Annotated in this window: 19 protein-coding genes and 1 tRNA gene; 11 read left to right on the top strand and 9 right to left on the bottom strand. The window is 71.5% G+C overall.

The annotated features are described in order from the left end of the window. Window positions 1-19: 19 nt before the first annotated feature. Window positions 20-1048 (bottom strand): M48 family metallopeptidase, encoded by a 1029-nt coding sequence (locus ACIBQX_RS13170; protein ID WP_397003784.1) that lies wholly within the window; start codon window positions 1046-1048, stop codon window positions 20-22. Between the two features lie 87 nt (window positions 1049-1135). On the opposite strand from ACIBQX_RS13170, the gene nadD reads away from it, so the two are divergent. The 4 genes from nadD (at window position 1136) to ACIBQX_RS13150 (ending at window position 3065) form a co-directional block, all read left to right on the top strand. Continuing rightward, a complete protein-coding gene (gene nadD, locus ACIBQX_RS13165) occupies window positions 1136-1753 on the top strand; it encodes a nicotinate-nucleotide adenylyltransferase (RefSeq protein ID WP_397003782.1) in 618 nt (205 codons plus the stop codon). A gap of 90 nt (window positions 1754-1843) precedes the next feature. After that, entirely contained in the window at window positions 1844-2239 is a 396-nt protein-coding gene (gene rsfS / locus ACIBQX_RS13160; protein ID WP_397003780.1) for a ribosome silencing factor, read from the top strand. Beyond that, entirely contained in the window at window positions 2236-2871 is a 636-nt protein-coding gene (locus ACIBQX_RS13155) for a histidine phosphatase family protein (RefSeq protein WP_397003778.1), read from the top strand. Before rsfS ends, ACIBQX_RS13155 begins: the two co-directional genes overlap by 4 nt. A gap of 121 nt (window positions 2872-2992) precedes the next feature. Then, window positions 2993-3065, top strand: a tRNA-Ala gene (locus ACIBQX_RS13150). Between the two features lie 48 nt (window positions 3066-3113). Here the strand turns inward: ACIBQX_RS13150 and ACIBQX_RS13145 are convergent. After that, window positions 3114-3620 carry an AAA family ATPase gene (locus ACIBQX_RS13145; protein WP_397003776.1) on the bottom strand — a complete coding sequence of 169 codons (507 nt, stop codon included), beginning with the start codon at window positions 3618-3620 and terminating at the stop codon, window positions 3114-3116. A 204-nt stretch (window positions 3621-3824) separates the two neighbouring features. On the opposite strand from ACIBQX_RS13145, the gene ACIBQX_RS13140 reads away from it, so the two are divergent. The 3 genes from ACIBQX_RS13140 (at window position 3825) to ACIBQX_RS13130 (ending at window position 6634) form a co-directional block, all read left to right on the top strand. Then, entirely contained in the window at window positions 3825-4754 is a 930-nt protein-coding gene (locus ACIBQX_RS13140; protein WP_397003775.1) for an MBL fold metallo-hydrolase, read from the top strand. Window positions 4755-4787: 33 nt separating this feature from the next. Further along, window positions 4788-5585 carry a GNAT family N-acetyltransferase gene (locus ACIBQX_RS13135; protein ID WP_397003774.1) on the top strand — a complete coding sequence of 266 codons (798 nt, stop codon included), beginning with the start codon at window positions 4788-4790 and terminating at the stop codon, window positions 5583-5585. 110 nt (window positions 5586-5695) lie between these two features. Then, the gene (locus ACIBQX_RS13130) at window positions 5696-6634 is read left to right on the top strand and encodes a GNAT family N-acetyltransferase (protein ID WP_397003773.1); all 939 of its coding nucleotides are present in this window, start codon (window positions 5696-5698) and stop codon (window positions 6632-6634) included. Here the strand turns inward: ACIBQX_RS13130 and ACIBQX_RS13125 are convergent. Continuing rightward, entirely contained in the window at window positions 6594-7586 is a 993-nt protein-coding gene (locus tag ACIBQX_RS13125) for a helix-turn-helix transcriptional regulator (protein WP_397003772.1), read from the bottom strand. The genes ACIBQX_RS13130 and ACIBQX_RS13125 overlap by 41 nt on opposite strands. 44 nt (window positions 7587-7630) lie before the next feature. Here ACIBQX_RS13125 and ACIBQX_RS13120 point away from each other — a divergent pair, with 44 nt between their 5' ends. Continuing rightward, window positions 7631-8083, top strand: coding sequence for a hypothetical protein (locus ACIBQX_RS13120; protein ID WP_397003771.1), 453 nt, complete (start codon window positions 7631-7633; stop codon window positions 8081-8083). Window positions 8084-8105: 22 nt separating this feature from the next. On the opposite strand, the gene ACIBQX_RS13115 is transcribed toward ACIBQX_RS13120, so the two are convergent. From ACIBQX_RS13115 to nhaA, 3 genes are all read right to left on the bottom strand, one after another. Further along, window positions 8106-8393, bottom strand: coding sequence for a hypothetical protein (locus tag ACIBQX_RS13115; RefSeq protein WP_397003770.1), 288 nt, complete (start codon window positions 8391-8393; stop codon window positions 8106-8108). 87 nt (window positions 8394-8480) lie between these two features. Continuing rightward, entirely contained in the window at window positions 8481-9110 is a 630-nt protein-coding gene (locus ACIBQX_RS13110) for a hypothetical protein (RefSeq protein ID WP_397003769.1), read from the bottom strand. 30 nt (window positions 9111-9140) lie between these two features. Next, complete coding sequence (gene nhaA / locus ACIBQX_RS13105) at window positions 9141-10937, bottom strand: Na+/H+ antiporter NhaA (protein ID WP_397003768.1); 1797 nt, start codon at window positions 10935-10937, stop codon at window positions 9141-9143. Between the two features lie 169 nt (window positions 10938-11106). Between nhaA and ACIBQX_RS13100 the strand changes: the two genes are divergently transcribed. Beyond that, window positions 11107-12651 carry a M28 family metallopeptidase gene (locus ACIBQX_RS13100; RefSeq protein ID WP_397003767.1) on the top strand — a complete coding sequence of 515 codons (1545 nt, stop codon included), beginning with the start codon at window positions 11107-11109 and terminating at the stop codon, window positions 12649-12651. Window positions 12652-12691: 40 nt separating this feature from the next. On the opposite strand, the gene ACIBQX_RS13095 is transcribed toward ACIBQX_RS13100, so the two are convergent. Continuing rightward, on the bottom strand, window positions 12692-14062 hold the full coding sequence (locus ACIBQX_RS13095; RefSeq protein WP_397003766.1) for a Dyp-type peroxidase: 1371 nt from the start codon (window positions 14060-14062) through the stop codon (window positions 12692-12694). A gap of 180 nt (window positions 14063-14242) precedes the next feature. Here ACIBQX_RS13095 and ACIBQX_RS13090 point away from each other — a divergent pair, with 180 nt between their 5' ends. After that, window positions 14243-14623, top strand: a complete 381-nt coding sequence (locus ACIBQX_RS13090; RefSeq protein WP_397003765.1) for a hypothetical protein — start codon at window positions 14243-14245, stop codon at window positions 14621-14623. Here ACIBQX_RS13090 and ACIBQX_RS13085 read toward each other — a convergent pair. Further along, on the bottom strand, window positions 14599-15093 hold the full coding sequence (locus ACIBQX_RS13085) for a DUF523 domain-containing protein (protein WP_397003763.1): 495 nt from the start codon (window positions 15091-15093) through the stop codon (window positions 14599-14601). The genes ACIBQX_RS13090 and ACIBQX_RS13085 overlap by 25 nt on opposite strands. Then, window positions 15063-16460 (bottom strand): DHA2 family efflux MFS transporter permease subunit, encoded by a 1398-nt coding sequence (locus ACIBQX_RS13080; RefSeq protein ID WP_397003761.1) that lies wholly within the window; start codon window positions 16458-16460, stop codon window positions 15063-15065. The genes ACIBQX_RS13085 and ACIBQX_RS13080 overlap by 31 nt, the downstream gene beginning before the upstream one ends. Window positions 16461-16514: 54 nt before the next feature. On the opposite strand from ACIBQX_RS13080, the gene ACIBQX_RS13075 reads away from it, so the two are divergent. Beyond that, on the top strand, window positions 16515-17294 hold the full coding sequence (locus ACIBQX_RS13075) for a TetR/AcrR family transcriptional regulator (protein WP_397003759.1): 780 nt from the start codon (window positions 16515-16517) through the stop codon (window positions 17292-17294). Window positions 17295-17296 lie beyond the last annotated feature (2 nt).

The raw sequence follows: 17296 nt of genomic DNA, 5'->3' as shown, positions 1-17296 counted from the left end.
GGACTGGCGGCTCAGACTGTCAGCTCTGGCCGTCGCGGCGCGCGAACCTGTTGAAGATGCGCTCGCCCGCGCCGACGGCGCCTTCGGCCACGTCACGCAGTACGCCGATGAACGGGTCCTGGGACTCCGACCAGGACCTGCGGTAGGAATCGGCGGCCGCCTTCATCTCGTCGGTGACCCTGGCGCTGGCGTCGTCCTCCCTGCGTGGGTAGTCGCCGCCGATGATGCGGTCGTACTCGCCGCTGCGCTGCCACTTGTCCAGCTCGGCCACGCGCACCACGGCGAACGGGTGGGTGGTGCCGAGCAGGTTGAGCACCTTGAGGAAGCCGTCGCGCAGGTCGCCCGCGGTGTCGTACTCCTGGTACTGGGCGAGGAAGGCCTCGATGTTCATCTCGTGGGTGTAGTCGCCGCCGGCGAGCTTCATCAGCGCGCGCTTGGCCGCCTCGGGGTCCTGGCCGGTGAGCAGGCCGCCGCGGTCGGAGGAGAGCTCCGACTTGCGGTACCACTCCTCCAGGCCGGCCACGATGGCGCGCAGGCCGATGTAGCCGAGCGGGATCCAGGCCACGCGGGTGGCCAGGCGGGTGAGGATGTCGAGCATCGTCCGGTAGACGGCGTGGCCCGACAGGATGTGCGAGGTCTCGTGCCCGATGACGAAGCGCTGCTCCTCCTCGTTCATGAGGTTGAGCAGGCCGGTGGTCACGACGATGAACGGGTCGTCGAAGCCGATGGCCTTGGCCTGGACCTGCGGGTCCTGCTGGACGTAGATCTCGGGAATGCGGTGCAGGTCAAGGGTGTAGGCGGCGTCGCGGCCCATGTCGTAGAGGGAGCGGAACTGGGTCTCGCTCACGCGCACGGCCGACGCGAGGTACATCAGGCGCAGGCGGCGCTCGCTGATGAGGCCGGACATTTGCTTGAGAACCGTGTCGAACCCGCTCAACTTCCGCAGAGCGACCAGGGCCGACCGGTCTGCGGGGTGTTCGTAGGCACGGGACGAGATGCCGGGCAATTGGACGCGGTTGCGGTCCGGGGTGGTCGTCATGCCCGGCATGCTACGTCCGCAACGGGAGTGATGCGCGGACATCACCGAGGGGGGTCCTGTCATGTTGTGATAAGGCCTCCGCGTAAGGTCCGTTTCATGATGAACGCGCCTGGTATCCAGGGGAAGCGACGTGTGGGAGTGATGGGAGGCACATTCGATCCCATCCATCACGGCCACCTGGTCGCCGCCAGCGAGGTGGCCCACCACTTCGAGCTCGACGAGGTCGTCTTCGTCCCCACGGGCCGCCCGTACCAGAAGGCGGAGCGCGAGGTCTCCGCGCCCGAGGACCGCTACCTGATGACGGTGATCGCCACCGCGTCCAACCCCCGCTTCTCCGTCAGCAGGGTGGACGTGGACCGGCCGGGACCGACCTTCACCATCGACACGTTGCGGGACATCTCGGAGAAGTACGGCCCCGAGGCCGAGCTGTACTTCATCACCGGGGCGGACGCCCTCGGCGCCATACTCGACTGGCAGAACGCCGAGGAGCTGTTCGAGCTCGCCCACTTCGTCGGCTGCACCCGGCCCGGTCACACGCTCCATGACCCAGGGCTGCCCGAGGGCAGGGTGACGCTGCTGGAGATCCCCGCGCTGGCCATCTCCTCCTCGGAGTGCAGACAGCGGGTGGAGAAGGGGGAGCCCATCTGGTATCTCGTGCCCGACGGGATCGTGCAGTACATCAACAAGCGCGGCCTGTATCACGCCCATGCCTGAACGAATCGCGTCACACGTGGGGCGTCACGGTCGTAACGGGTACCCTCAACATGAGGGAGTGTTGTCGACACAGGAGGACCGACCCGCATCGTGACAGCAACCGACAGAGCCGTCCAGCTCGTGAGAATCGCCGCAGAGGCCGCGGCGGACAAGCTGGCCGACGACATCCTCGCCTATGACGTCAGCGAGCAGCTCGTCATCACCGACGCTTTCCTGCTCTGCTCCGCAACCAACGATCGTCAGGTCCGCGCCATCGTCGACGAGATCGAGGACAGGCTGCGCGCCGAGGCGGACGCCAAGCCGGTGCGCCGGGAGGGCGAGCGCGAAGGCCGCTGGGTGCTTCTCGACTACATCGACATCGTCGTGCACGTCCAGCATGAGGAGGACCGCACCTTCTACGCGCTGGAGCGCCTCTGGAAGGACTGCCCGGCGATCAGCCTGCCGGAGAGCGTCATGCAGGCCAACATCCAGAGGGCCCGCACTTGAGCAAGCGGATCGTCTGCCTCAGACATGGGCAGACCCTGTGGAACGTCGAGCAGCGCTTTCAGGGCCACTCCGACATTCAGCTCAACGAGCAGGGCATCGCCCAGGCGGCGCGGGCGGCCTCGCTGCTCGCCGCGCTGCGGCCCACCCTCATCGTCTCCTCCGACCTCCAGCGGGCCAACGACACCGCCCTCGCGCTCGGCCGCCTCGCCGGGCTCGACGTGGCGGTGGACAAGGACTTCCGCGAGCGCGGCGGCGGCCAGTGGGAGGGCCTCACCCGCGCGGAGATCGCCGAGCGCTGGCCCCAGGAGTACGTCGCCTGGGAGGCGCCCGACGGAGAGCCCGTGACGGAGGTGGCCGCCCGGGTCGCCGCGGCCATGCGGCGCTGGGCGGCCAAACTCGACGATGACGGGCTGCTGGTCGTCGCCTCCCACGGCGCGGCGCTGCGGCTGGGCATCTGCGAGCTGCTCGGGCTGCCGCAGGAGACGTGGTCCGCCATCGGCGGGCTGAGCAACTGCTCGTGGTCCGTGCTGGAGCAGGGACGGCGAGGGTGGCGGCTGCTGGAGCACAACGCCGGCACCCTGCCCGAGCCGATCAGCGGCGACGACAGTCCTGACGCCGAAGGGCGCCAGTGAAGGCTCCGACCAGCCCGTACGGCCCGCGCCGTACGGGCTGATCGGCTGCCGATTAGGCGAATCCTCTGGATGGCTATATGCTCTCCGAGCGCCGCAAAGAGCATGCTCCACGCGGTGACCAGGGGCTATGGCGCAGTTGGTAGCGCGCCTCCATGGCATGGAGGAGGTCTAGGGTTCGAATCCCTATAGCTCCACCCCTTTGAAGAAGGCCTGCGGGAAACATCCCGCAGGCCTTTTTCGGTTCAGCGCCCCAGGTGCGCCAGGGCCGTGCGCGCGTTGTCCGCCGGCGAGGCGATGGAGTCCAGGATCAGGCGATCCGCACGCCAGTTCGTGAAGGCGGCGCGGCGGGCCTGCACCGAGGCCCAGGTCGGCTCCGGGAAGCCGTCAAGGCCGCGCCGGCGGTCCGCCAGCCGTCGCCGGTGCACGTCCGGGTCGGAGCAGATCACCTCGATCAGGCGCAGCGCGGCGCCACTGCGGCGGGCCAGGGCCCGCCACTGCTCCCTGGCCTCCTCAGCGTCGTTCACCGCGTCCACGATCACCCGCTGGCCGAGCGCGAGGATCTCACCGGCGAGCGCCTCGACCACGACGTAGGCCGCCAGACCGGTCGGCTGGCCGCGGTCGATCCCCGCGCGCCACATCGCGGCCTCGACCGGGTCGACCGACAGCACCGGCGCGGGGATGCGGCGGCCCAGCTCCTCCGCCACCGCACTCTTGCCAGCGCCCGGCAGTCCGCTCATCACGATCAGCATGACCGCCACCCTGCCATGCCGTCCTGGCGGAGTGGAGTTCGGGCGCGAGCCGTCTTTCAGGGGTGGTGTTCGGGCGTGGGCCGTCTCTAAGGAGTGAAGTTCTGGCGCGACTCCCAGCCGCGCTGGTGTTAGATCTCGAAGGGTCATTATTTCTCCGCTCATGCCACCACGCCGACATGAGCGAAGCCCGGGGGAGGAACAGCGGTGGAGAATCAGCCGGACGAGGCGAGACTGCACGAGGTCGCGCCGGGGGTGTTCGCCTGGGTGCAGCCGGACGGCACCTGGTGGGTCAACAACGCCGGGGTGGTGACCGGCGACGAGGGGACCGTGCTGGTCGACACCTGCGCGACCGAGCCGCGCACCCGCAGGTTCCTGGCGGCGGTCGCGGAGGCCACCGGCGGCGCCCCGGTGCGGATGGCGGTGAACACCCACCAGCACGGCGACCACACCTACGGCAACAGCTTGCTGCCTGACGAGACGGTCATCTTCGGGCATACGGCGATGCGGGACGCGCTGCTCGCCGACCCGTTGATCGACGGGTGCCCGCCGGTCTGGGAGCCGGTGCCCGACTGGGGGAACGTGACGCGCCGTACCCCGTCGGTGGTCTTCTCGTCGGAGCTGACGCTCTTCACCGGCGGGCGGCGGATCGAGTTGCGGCACCCCGGTCATGCCGCGCACACGCCCGGGGACGTGGTGGCGTGGTTGCCGGAGGAGCGGGTGCTGTTCGCCGGTGACCTGCTGTTCCACGGGCTGACCCCGATGCTGCTGATGGGGTCGGTGGAAGGGGCGCTGAGGTCGCTGGACTGGCTGGCGGCCTTCGAGCCCGAGCACGTCGTCCCCGGTCATGGGCCGCTGGCCGACGCGAGCGCCCTGCCCGGTGTCCTGGCGGCGCACGAGCGCTACTACCGGTTCGTGGCCGACGTCGCGCGCAGGGGGCGGCAGGACGGGCTCACGCCGCTGCAGGCGGCGCAGGGGGCCGACCTGGGGGAGTTCGTGAAGTGGGCGGACGCCGAGAGGGTGGTGCTCAACCTCCACCGGGCGTACGCGGACGCCGCCGGCACCGAGGTGGACCTCGTGAGCGCCTTCCTGGACGCCATGACCTACAACGGCGGGCCGATGCCGACCTCCGTCTGAGGGGTGGACGCGGGGCGTCCCTATCATGGCCGGATGTCGCATCTCGATCGCGCCCGTCGGTTGTGGGCCGACCTGGCTCGTGTTCCGGTGAGCTTTCCCGAGCCGGGGCAGGTGCGGGTGGTCGTCTCGGCCGGGTCGTGGCTGTGCCCGGCCGGATGGGCGGGGGTCGTCGCGATCTGCGGGGCGGTGCTCGCGACGGTGCCCGACGAGGCCTCGGCCGTCCCCCTGCGGGCGGCGCTCACCGGCCCCACCGACCCTGGGCGGTCCGCGCGAGCGCTCACGGGACGCACGGGCCGCACCGGCCGGCGGCCGTCGCCCGGCGCGCTGCCCGGCCTTGCCGACCTCCTCGCCGACCTCGGGCGGCTGCCTGGGGCGCTGCCTGTCGACGATGTCCTCGGGCCGGCGTCGCTGGCCTACGTCGACGCCGGCGGGTTCGTCGCCGCGCAGGGGAGCGCCGCGGTGGAGCGGCTTCAGGCGGGGGACGCGGGTGTGCGGGCCCTGCTGGACGCGGCCGACGAGGCGGAGACCGGTGAGAGCGGGCTCCGGGAGATCCTTTCGGACGCGTTCGTGCTGCGCGAGGGGCAGGAGGTGGTCGCCGTGGCCGGGTATCGGCCGTGGCTCAACACGGCGGCGCATGTGTCGGTGCTGACCGCCGCCCACCGCCGGGGCGAGGGGCTGGCCAAGGCCGTGGCGTCCGCGGCGGTCGCGGACGCGCTGGAGCGCGGGCTGCTCCCGCAGTGGCGGGCCCGGCCGGAGGCTTCCCGCCGGGTGGCTCGGGCGCTCGGCTTCGACGAGGTGGGCGCTCAGGTCAGCGTCAGGCTCCGCGACTGAAGGATTTTTTCGGTACGTGCACGTACGGGGAAAATCGTTGCCCGGAACGGCTTGACCACGGTGGGCGGGTGCCGGGAGGCTGGCCGGAAAGCCAGGGGAAGGAGCCGGTGATGGTGACTGTCCGCGCGTTCACGGCGGGGGACGAGACCGCCCTCGTGGACGCCTGGAACAGGAGCATGCCGGGTGACCCCACGACCGCCGTGTGGCTGCGCGACTGCGTGCTGCTCGACCCCAACTTCGACCCGGCAGGGCTGCGGGTCGCGGTGGTGGACGGCCGGGTGGCGGGATGCGCGTACGGCGTCCGCAGGCTGACCCCGCAGGCGCCGGGGGCCGATCTGGAGCCGGACACGGGCTGGATCCCGTTCTTCTTCGTCGTGCCGGAGCAGCGGGGGCGCGGCCTGGGGCGGCGGCTTCTCGGCGAGGCGCTGGAGTTCCTGCGGCAGCGGGGCAGGACGCGCGTCGACTTCGCCTCCTACACGCCTCATTACGTGCTGCCCGGGGTGGACGTGGAGCTGTATCCCGACGGGTTCGGGCTGCTGCGGGGGCTCGGCTTCGAGACCCGCTCCTCGCCGGTCGCCATGGGCCGCACGCTGGTCGGTCATGTGCCGCCTGACGAGGTGGGGAGGCTGCGGGCCGCGCGGGAGAGCGAGGGGTACGTCTTCCGCCCGCCGGTGGACGGTGAGCTGCCGGAGCTCATCAGGTTCGCGGCGGGGGCCTTCAACCCCGACTGGGGTGAGGCGATCAGGCGGCACGCCGACCCGCAGCGGATGGTCATCGCGAAAAAAGAGTGCATAGTGGGGTTCGCGATGTTCGGGGCTTACCGGGGGATCCGGGAGAGGTTCGGGCCGTTCGGGGTGGACGCGGGGGAGCGTGGCACCGGGCTCGGCAGGATCCTGCTCCACCTGACCATGGCCAGGATGCGCGCCGAAGGGCTGCACTCGTCGTGGTTCCTGTGGGCGGACGAGGCGAGCCCGGCGGGTCACCTCTACCGCAAGGCCGGATACGAGGTCACCCGTCGGTTCCAGGTGATGACCCGTACAGCAGGGTGAGCTCCTCGGCGGTGGCGGCCACGCGCTCGCGCAGCTCGGCCGGGGAGAGCACCTCGGCGTCGGCGCCCAGCCGGAGGAACTCGCCCACCGCGTGGTCGACCGACTCGATGGGCACCGTCACCCGCGTCCAGCCCCGCGCGTCCGGCGGCTCCGCGCTCTGCCGCGCCGCCGTCACCACACCGGGCGTCATGAGGTCGGGCAGGCGCTCCAGCCCGCGCGGCGACAGCCGCACCACCGCCTCCCCGCGCCGCAGCCGGGCCTCGAACTCCGCCAGGTAGGACTGCCAGTAGGCCGCCAGGTCGAAGTCGCCCGGCCTGGTGAAGCGCTCGGGCAGCGGGTGCAGGTCGAGGATCTGCGACACCCGGTAGGTGCGCACGTCCTCGCCGCTGCGGGCCACCAGATACCACCGCCCGGCCTTGACGACCAGCCCGTACGGCTCCAGGCGGCGCTCAACCTCCTGAGGCGCCTTCCAGCGGCGGTAACGCACCTGGAGCCGGTGCTCGTTCCAGACGGCGTCGGCCACGGCGGGCAGATGGGTGACCGGCTCGGGGTCCCGGTACCACGTCGGGGCGTCCAGGTGGAAGCGCTCCTGGATCCGCCCGGCCCGGTCACGCAGCTCGACCGGCAGCGCCGCCATCAGCTTGAGCTGCGCCGCCGTCACCACCGCGCCCAGCCCCAGCTCGGCGGCGGGCCCCGGCAGCCCGGCCAGGAACAGCGACTCGGCTTCGTCGGTCGTCAGCCCGGTGAGCCTGGTCCGGTAGCCGTCGAGCAGCCGGTAGCCGCCCCGGGGGCCGGCGTCGCCGTAGAGCGGGATCCCGGCGGCGTGCAGCGACTCCATGTCGCGGTAGATGGTCCGCACCGAGACCTCCAGCCTGCCGGCGAGCTCCTGGGCGGTCATCAGGCCCCGCGTCTGCAGCAGCAGCAAGATCGAGACCAGTCGGGAGGCGCGCATCACACTGACACTACCTGTCAGTGACCCTGCCCTACGGTCCTCCCATGAACGACTTCGACTTCCTCGTAGGCACCTGGAACGTGACCAACCGCCGGCTGGCCAAGGCCCTGGCCGGCAGCGACGACTGGGAGGAGTTCCCCGGCCGGTCCGTCGCCACCCGCCACTTCGACGGCGCCGCGAACTTCGACGAGATCGCCTTCCCCACCAAGGGGTTCAGCGGGCTGACCCTGCGCGTCTTCAACCCCGGCACGCGGCTGTGGTCCATCTACTGGTCGAGCAGCGCCCGGGGCGTGCTCGACCTGCCGCCCCTGGTCGGCGCCTTCGACGGGGACCGGGGGGAGTTCTACGCCGACGACTCCTACGAGGGCACGCCGGTGCGCTGCCGGTTCATCTGGACCGTGCTCGGTGCGGACTCCTGCCGCTGGGAGCAGGCCTTCTCGGTGGACGGCGAGCAGAGCTGGGAGACGAACTGGACCATGGACTTCATCAGGGCGTGAACGGAGCCGCCGGGGCGGCGGGTCAGCTGTTGCCGCTGCTCCACAGCACGACGCCCACCGCCAGCGCCGCCACCAGGAGCGCGATGCCGCCCACGACGACGAACCACCACCAGCCCGACCGCGGCTGCTTCGCCTCGTAGACGGGCACGTCGGGGAGCATGTCGGGGGTGTACGGCAGGCGTTGCGTGTAGGAGGGGTCCGGGGACCCGGCTGGGGGGGACGGGGGTGCCGGCCGGCGCTGTTGCGGCTGGGGGGTGGCGCGCCGGGGATGCATGATGGTCTGCTCTGGGTCGGGCTGCTCTGGATTCATGATCCCCTCAGGCTATGAGTGGATATTTCCGTTAACAGTGTCACATTTCCTGTCGGCATTTCGGGAAGCGCCCGGCGCGGGACCAGGTCAGCCCTGACCACCGTGGGGCGGCTGCCAACCGGGCTGCTGCCCCTGCTGCCCCTGCTGTCCCTGCTGGGGCTGCTCGCCTGACGGCTGCTGGGGCCAGCCGGACTGCTGCCCGTGCTGCGGCTGCCAGCCCTGCTGCTGGCCCTGGGGTTGCTGATCGTTGGGTCGCTGGCCGTACGGCTGCGGGTTGCTGGCTTGCTGGCCGTACGGCTGCGGGTTGCTGGGTTGCTGGGCGTGGGGCTGCCAGGGCGGCTGCTGGGGCTGGGGCTGCTGCCAGGGGGACTGCCGGCCGGGCTGCTGCCAGGCCGGTTGCTGCGGCTGCTGCTGCGGCTGGCCGGCCGGGCGGCGGGCCACCACACCCCAGATCAGCAGACTGACGCCCGTGAGGGTGAGCACGGTCATGACCAGCGACATGATCGTGACGAAGGTGAGAACGTCCCTGGGGGACATGGTCGACAGGAGGATGAGCTGCACGACCTGTGCCAGCGCGCTGAGCAGCAGCGCGACGCAGCCCATCATGCCGATGACCGCCGCGCGCCCATGGGTGCGCCGCGTCATCGCCGTCGCCACGATGCCGAGGACGGGCACCAGGCACAGGAAGAAGGAGGGGATCAGACTGACGACATTCATGGGGCAGGTCTCCAGACGGTCGGGGACGTCTTACGGTTGGGGCCGCGCTCGATCCACTGCCTTGCTGATCGACTCCAGGTCCAGTCCGCCCTGATAGCGCACGCCGTTGATGAAGAGCGTGGGGGTGCCGCGCACCCCGCTGGCGCGGCCGGACGCCTCGTCCCGCCCGACCCTGGCCGTGTGGAGCCGGATGTCGGACCATGGGTCCACGTCGAGCTGGGCGGCATAGCGGTTCAGGTCCTCGTCGGTGAGGAAGCGCTGGTTGTCGAAGAGCATGTCATGCATCTCCCAGAACCTGCCGGCGTCGGCGGCCGCCTGCGCGGCCATCGCGGCGGGCACGGCACGGGGGTGCAGCGTGCGCAGCGGGAAGTGTCTGAAGACGATCCGCAGGTCCTTGTGCCGGTGGCGCAGCGACTCAAGGATGGGGTGGAGCCGTCCGCAGTAGGGGCATTCGAAGTCTCCGTACTCCACGATGGTGACGGCCGGGTTCTTCGGCCCGCGCACGTGGTCGTCGGGCCCGACGGGCTCGCTGAGCAGCACGGGCAGCTCTTCCTCGGGCTCGGCTTCGGGCGGGGCGCAGACGCCGCCCCGGTCCCAGGCCAGCTTGAAGACGATCCAGCCGAGCAGTGCCGCGAGCAGTGACCCGGCCAGGATGCCGATCTTGGCCTCGCTGTGCAGTCGCGGGTCCTCGAAGGCCAGGTCCACGATGAACAGCGCGACCGTGAACCCGATGCCGGACACCGCCGCACCGCCCAGGAGTTGGCCCCACACCAGGTTGCCGGGCAGCACGCCCCAGTTGAGCCGGAGCGGCAGCCAGGTGCCGATGGTGATGCCGATGAGCTTGCCGACCAGCAGCCCGAGCGCCACGCCGATGGCGATGGGGGAGGTGGCGGCATTGCGCAGCGTCTCGGCGTCCAGCCGGATCCCGGCGTTGGCCAGCGCGAAGACGGGCACGATCACGAACGCGGTCCACGGGTGGAGCCGCATCTGCAGCCGTTCGTTGACGGACACGGCCATCCGCACCAGCCGGGTCGCCTGGGCGGCGGCCCTGGGGCTGGGGGAGCTGGTGAACTCCTGCACCGCCTCCCCGGCCCGCAGCAGCTTGTGGTCGCTGGGCGCGTACACGAACACCAGGACGCCCAGCGCGATGCCCACCAGGGTGGGGTGCACGCCGCTCTCCAGCGTCGCCAGCCACAGCCCGAACCCCAGCACGATGTACGCGGGCGCGCGCCAGATCTTCAGCCACCGCAGCGTCATGATCGCGGCCAGCAGCGCGACGGCGGTGAGCAGCGACGGGATGGACAGGCTCTCCGTGTAGAAGATCGCCACGACCATGATGGCCAGGATGTCGTCCACGATGGCCAGCGTGAGCAGGAACGCCCGCAGCGGCTCGGGGCAGCGGGCGCCCACCACGGCCAGCAGGCCGAGCACGAACGCGGTGTCGGTGGCGATCGGCACGCCCCAGCCGACGGCGCCGGGCCCGCCCGCGTTGAAGGCGAGGTAGATGGCCGCGGGGACGAGCAGTCCGCCGAGCGCCGCGATGGCGGGCACCGCGATCAGCCGGCGGTCGCGCAGCTGCCCCATCCGGACCTCGTACGAGACCTCCAGCCCGATGACGAAGAAGAAGAGCGTCATCAGCCCGTCGTTGACCCAGTGGCGCAGGTCGAGGGAGAAGGTGGCGTCGCCGAACGACAGCCCCATGCTGGTGTGCCAGAAGGCCTCGTAGGTCTCGCCCCAGGGGGAGTTGGCCCAGAGCATCGCCAGGACCGTCGCGGCGAGCAGCGCGGTGGTGCTGCTCGCCTCATTTTTGAAAAAAGCCCGCAACATGGTCTTTTCGCCCCCCTCAGCACTCGATCTTAGAGCGGGCTCTCAGAGAGGGGCATGCACCCGTGACCCCTGTCGACCGGTCCCAGACGAGTCGAATATATGGGTCTGTTCACAGTGCTTCGCGCTCGTTACGTTCCAACCGCGCCCATCGATCCCGCGGAGGAGCCACATGCGCTTTCACCTCCCCCAAGGCATGGCCCGTGCCGGCACCCTAGCAGCGGCCTTCGTCCTCCCCCTCGCCCTGGTCCTGACCTCACCCACGGCTTCACCCATGGCCTCGGCCGCCGGCCTGTCACCCCCGGACATCCCGCTGGCGAACGTCAAGGCCCATCTCACCGAGCTGCAGTCGATCGCCACCGCCAACGGCGGCTCCCGGGCACACGGCCGGCCCGGCTACCTGGCCTCCGCCACCTATGTCCAGGACCTGCTCGACGCGGCCGGCTACAGCACTACCCTGCAGCCGTTCACCTACAACGGCGCCACCGGCTACAACGTGATCGCCGACTGGCCCGGCGGCGACCCGGACGACGTCCTGATGACCGGCGCCCACCTCGACAGCGTCACCGCCGGGGCGGGCATCAACGACAACGGCTCGGGGTCGGCGGCGATCCTGGAGGTGGCGCTGGAGGTCTCGCGGCAAGGGCTGCAGCCGGGCAAGCACCTGAGGTTCGCCTGGTGGGGCGCGGAGGAGCTGGGCCTGCGCGGGTCCCGGTTCTACGTCAACGGCCTGTCGGCCGCCGAGCGCGCCAGGATCACGGCGTATCTGAACTTCGACATGGTCGGCTCGCCCAACGCCGGATATTTCCTCTATGACGGCGACGACTCCGACGGCGTGGGCTCCGGCCCCGGCCCTTCCGGCTCGGCGGAGCTTGAGCAGACCCTGCAGAGCTACTTCACCTCCATCGGCGTCCCCACCCGGGGCACCGACTTCGACGGCCGCTCCGACTACGGGCCGTTCATCAGCGCGGGCATCCCGGCGGGCGGCACGTTCACCGGGGCGGAGGGCGTCAAGACCAGCGCGCAGGCGGCGCTCTGGGGCGGCACCGCGGGTCAGGCGTTCGACCCGTGCTACCACCGCTCGTGCGACACGATCTCCAACATCGACGACACGGCGCTGGACCGCAACACGGACGCCATCGCGCACGCCGTCTGGACGATCGGCACCGCCGCGGCACCCGAGACGGTGTGGTCGGACACCTTCGAGAGCGCCGGCGGCTGGACGGTGGACCCGGACGGCGCCGACACCGCCGCCACCGGCCAGTGGGAGCGCGGCGACCCGCAGGCCACCGACTCCAGCGGGCCCAAGCAGCTCGGCACCACCCTGAGCGGCGCCAACGGGCTGGTCACCGGCCGGCTCGCGGGCTCCAGCGCCGGTGCGAACGACATCGACGGCGGCGTGACCTCGATCCGGTCACCGGTGATCGCCCTGCCGGCGGACGGGGCGCTGAACCTGTCGCTGGGGTGGTATCTCGCGCACGGCAGCAACTCCTCCAGCGCCGACTTCCTCCGGGTGAAGGTCGTGGGGAACACCACGAGCACGGTGTTCCAGCGGCTCGGCTCGGCCGCCGACCGTGACGGCGCGTGGGGCACGGCCGGTGCCGACCTCTCCGCGTTCGCCGGCCAGAGCGTGCGGATCCTCGTGGAAGCGGCGGACGAGTCGACCGCGAGCCTGGTGGAGGCGGGTGTGGACGATGTCGTGATCACCCGCCGGTGAGCGGCGGGCGCGCGGGACCGGGGATCCCGCGCGCCCCTGATCACAGTGCGCGCAGATAGGCGAGGGACGGCATGAAGAAGTACTCGCCGCCCTTCATGGTGACGGTCTGGGCCACCTGCGTCTGCGGCGGCGACATCCCGGGCTTGCCCCACACCTTGGGGTAGGTGACCTTGATGTCCCGATCGCCCTGGCCGATGACCGGGTCGTGGCCGGTCTCGGAGACCTCGAAGTCGGGGTTGTTCGCCCAACTCTGCTGGGTGAACTCGAACTGGCTCTGCAGGCTGCTGTTGAACGCCATGAACAACAGGCCCACCTCGCCGCTGGGCCGGGTCTCCGGTGGTGAGTCGTCCCACGCGTCGTCGTCGCGCCGCCCGTACGTCTGGCCGCGCCTGGCCATGATCACTTCGCGGCTGTGCGAGCGCGGGTTGGTCTTCCTGATGTGGCCGCTGAACGGGCACTTGCTGCCCTCGTCGGCGTCGAAGGCGAAGTCGTTGACGACCGTGCCGCCGGCGGCCTCGCTCTTGAGCGTCACGGGCGTGCCGTCCTTGAACCGGCCGACGAGCATGGCGCCCGCGCGGGCGCGGTCGGCGTCCGCCAGGCCCAGGTTGTCGGCCAGCTCCTGCTCGATCTCCTTGAAGGCGCGGACGTTCTGCTCCAGTTTGCGGAAGACGAAGTAGCTGCCGAAGTGGCGGGCGGGGTCGGCCGCCAGCGGGTCGGCGACCAGGACGTTGCTCAGCGGGAACGCCGGGTTCCAGTGCTCCTTGGGCTCCTTGTCCACTTCGTCCTTGAGGAACAGCGGCTGGCTGCGGCCGTCGACGTAGCCGAAGTGCTCGATGCCGTCGCCGGCCGGGTTGTGCATGCCCTGGCCCGTCTCCTCGCCCAGCAGCCTGGCACCGGGGGGCAGGTCGTTCAGCAGCTCCTCGCGCAGCGCCTCGACGGGCTCGCGCTCGGCGTCACCGATCAGGATGACGGCGTGGATCTCACGCTGGTAGCAGTTGTCCCACTCCGCCACGGGCGGGTCCAGGACCTCGGCGACACGGCGCTTCATGCCGTCGCGGAAAGCCTGGTCGCCGAACCTGCGCAGGTCCTCGACCGAGTGGCCGAGGTCGCGGTAGCCGGCCTTGCTGATGCCGATGCCCACATAAGGCGTGCCGCGGTGGCCCGTCGCGGCGAAGTCCCGGACCTCTTCGAGGTGCCGGCGCGCCGACTTCATCTTCGTGTCGGCGATCCGCCTCAGGTAGCGCCGGCCCGCGGCGACGTCGTTGAAGCGGACGAACAGGACGGACAGGTGGTCGCGCACGTGCGCCTTCAGAATGTTCGGCTGCAAGTGGTCGAGCATCTTCTTGGTGTCCGCGTCGAGCTTGGCCGAATCCCAGGCCAGGGGTCGTTCGTTGGTCAGATCGACTGGCATCGCCGAGTGTCCTCTCCCCGTGTTCCGATGGTCTGCTCCGGGCCCCATCTCTAAGACTTCGCACGCGGCCCGTCGGTTCTCGATGTGAGGAACTTTTCTGTTCGGCTACCACCGTCGGTGTACCGGGACCGTCGCCTCAGGGGTGATTCGGCGCGCCGTACCGGGTGTCACGGTGAGGGTATGGACGTGTTGCGCAGGGCCCTGGGCGTCGCCTCCCTCGCCTATGGCCTGATCTTCTCGCTGGCGGCGCTGCTGCACGCCGGGTTCGCGTTCGGGCCGGTGGCCGAGCCGGTGATCGTCCCGGCCGTGATCGTGGAGACGATCTGCGCCGTGGCGACGCTCGCCGGAGGATACGGCGCGCTGGCCGGGCGGGCGCGGGCCTGGGACGGGCTGATCTACGCGCACGCGGTCGCGCTGGCCGGGGTGCTGCTCGGGATCCTGGCGCTCGCGCTGGGCGGCGGCGAGGCCACTGTGCTCAACACGTGGTATCACCGCTCGATGGCGACCCTGCTCGCGCTCGGCCTGGGCGGCGCGTTCTACGTTTCGAGAGTGCGCAGATAGGCGGCCGCGTCGTCGACCCGCTCCTCGGTGAACACCCGGACGCCCGCGCTCTCCAGCAGCGCGGTCGTGACGCCCCGGCCAGGAGTGCGCCGTCCGCTGAACGTACCGTCATAGATCGTCAGGGCGCCGCACGACGGGCTGCCCTCCTTCAGCACCGCGAGCCGGGCGCCGCAGGCGCGGGCGGCCTCCAGCGCGGCCCGCGCGCCCGCCACGAACGCGGCCGTGACGTCGGAGCCGTCGGCGGCGAGCACCCGGGCCGTCCCGGACAGCACCGCCGCGCCGCCCGCGCCGCCCTCGATCTCGGCGGCGGGCCGGGGAATGGCCAGCCCGCCCTCCACCTCGGGGCAGAACGGCACCAACCGGCCCTCCCGCAGCCAGGCGGCGAGCCGCTCGTCGGAGCTGGTCTTGGCGCCGCCGTCATAGCGGACCCGGCGGCCCATCAGGCAGGCGCTGACGAGGATCCTTTCCACGCCTTCGATCCTACGAGCGCGATCGGCACCAGCGCGCCTGTGGCCAGCCCGATCGCGCAGCCGAACGCCCAGGTGAACGGCTGGGCCACGGCCGCCCTGTCGAACACCTGCAGGAGCACGGCCAGCAACGCGACCCCGAACGGCGCGGCCACCCGCACCACGATGGTGCTGAGCGTGGTCGCGGCCGGTATCGCGGCGTGGTCCAGGGTCCGGAAGGCGGCGGCCATGACGGAGGGCGCGACCAGCCCGTGCCCGAGCCCCAGCACGAGCATCGAGGCGAGCATCGGCACCAGCGCCCCGGAGGCGGCGAACCCGGTGATGCCGGCCACCGCCACGACGATCCCCACGGTGGCGACGCCCCGTGGGCCACGGCTGTCGGTGAGCTTGCCGGCGACCGGCATGGTGATCGCCGCGCCGAGCCCCATCGGCGCCAGCAGCAGGCCCGCGTCCAGGGCGCTGCCGCCCTGGACGAGCTGGCTGTAGAGCGGGACGAGCACGGTCACGCCGAACATCGCCGCCGAGTAGCAGGCCAGCGCGCCCACGGCGGCGGCGAACCCGCGGTCGCCGAACGACCGCAGGTCCACCAGCGTCCCCGGGGTCCGCAGTCCGCGCACGGTGAACCCGGCCACCAGCGCGAGCCCCGCCCACAGGGCCGGATGCGCGAGCGAGGCGCCGTCACCGACCTCCGACAGGCCGAAGACCAGGGCCGCCAGGCCGGGTGACAGCAGCGCGAGCCCGGTCACGTCCAGCCGCATCCCGCCCCCGCCCGTGCCCCCGCCCGTGCCCCCGCCCGTGCCCCCGCCCGTGCCTGGGTCGCGGGGGAGCAGCCGGACGGCCGCGAGCAGCGCGAGCGCGCAGACGGGCAGGTTCACCAGGAACAGCCAGCGCCAGCCGGGGCCGTCCACGAGCAGGCCGCCCACCACCGGGCCGAGCACCGGCGCCAGCATCGCGGGAACGGAGATCAGGGCCATCGCCCGGCCCATCCGCTCCCGGCCCGCCGCCTGGGCGAGCATCACCTGCCCGACCGGCAGCAGCAGCCCGCCGCCGAGTCCCTGTACGGCCCGGAAGGCGACCAGGCTGCCCACCGACCAGGCGGCCGCGCTGAGCGCCGACCCGGCGGCGAACAGCAGGAGGGCGGCCGGCCAGACCTTCCCGGCGCCGAACCGGCCGACGGCCCAGCCGGTGATCGGCACCGTCATCGACAGTGCCAGCAGGTAGCCGGTGACCACCCACTGCATGGTCGCCGGGGTGACCCCGAACTCGTGGCCCAGGGAGTGGATCGCGACGTTGACGATCGTGGTGTCGAGCATCGTCATGACCACGCCGAGCAGCACCACGAGCCCGGTGGCCTTCAGGGGATCGCGCATGCCGTACAGCGTAGCATTTAGCGTACACTGTATCGCCTGGCTTAGAATGAGCCCGTGAGTTCCGTCTGGTCACGCCCCGCGCCGCAGCGGCGTCCCGCGCTGACCCGCGAGGCGATCGTGGCCGCAGCCGTGTCGATCGCCGACGCCGAGGGGCTGGGCGCGGTCTCCATCCGCCGCGTCGCCGCCGAGCTCGGCGCCCGCGCGATGAGCCTCTACACCTACATCGAGCGCAAGGAGGACCTGCTCGCCCTGATGCTCGACGAGGTGGCCGGCGAGCTCCTCGCCGCCGAGCCCCAGCCCGGCGAACGGCAGTCCGAGGAAGGGCAGCCCGGCGAAGGGCGGGCCGACGATGGGCAGCCCGGCGAAGGGCAGCCCGGCGAGCGGCCGCCCGGCGGCTGGCGGGAGGCGCTGCTGCTGACCGCCGGTCGTGAGCGTGACCTGGTCCGGCGGCATCCCTGGCGGGTCGAGCTGATCTCCCAGCGCGTCGCCGTAGGGCCCAACGGGCTGCGCCACGTGGAGCGCAAGCTGTCGGCGCTCGACGGTCTCGGCGTGGACCGGCTGGGCGCCTGGCGGATCCTGGCCGCCGTCGACGACTACGTGACGGGCTTCGTCGTACGCGAGGCCGCCGAGCGCGCCGCTCCACGCCGGGAGGGCGTCAACGACGCCGAGCGGGCGGCCATGGCGGAGCCGTACATCCGGGACCTCGTCGCGAGCGGCGAGTTCCCGAGGCTCGCGCCCATGCTGGAGCAGGGCGTGCGCGGCGCGGACGACAATTTCGAGCGCGGGCTGCGCTGGGTGCTGGACGGGATCGAGGGCGACCTGCCCGGGCGATAGCC

Origin of the sequence: Nonomuraea sp. NPDC049714, assembly GCF_044465295.1 — a bacterium.
In the GTDB taxonomy this organism is placed as follows: Bacteria; Actinomycetota; Actinomycetes; order Streptosporangiales; family Streptosporangiaceae; genus Nonomuraea.
This window is presented reverse-complemented; position numbering and strand designations above follow the sequence as displayed.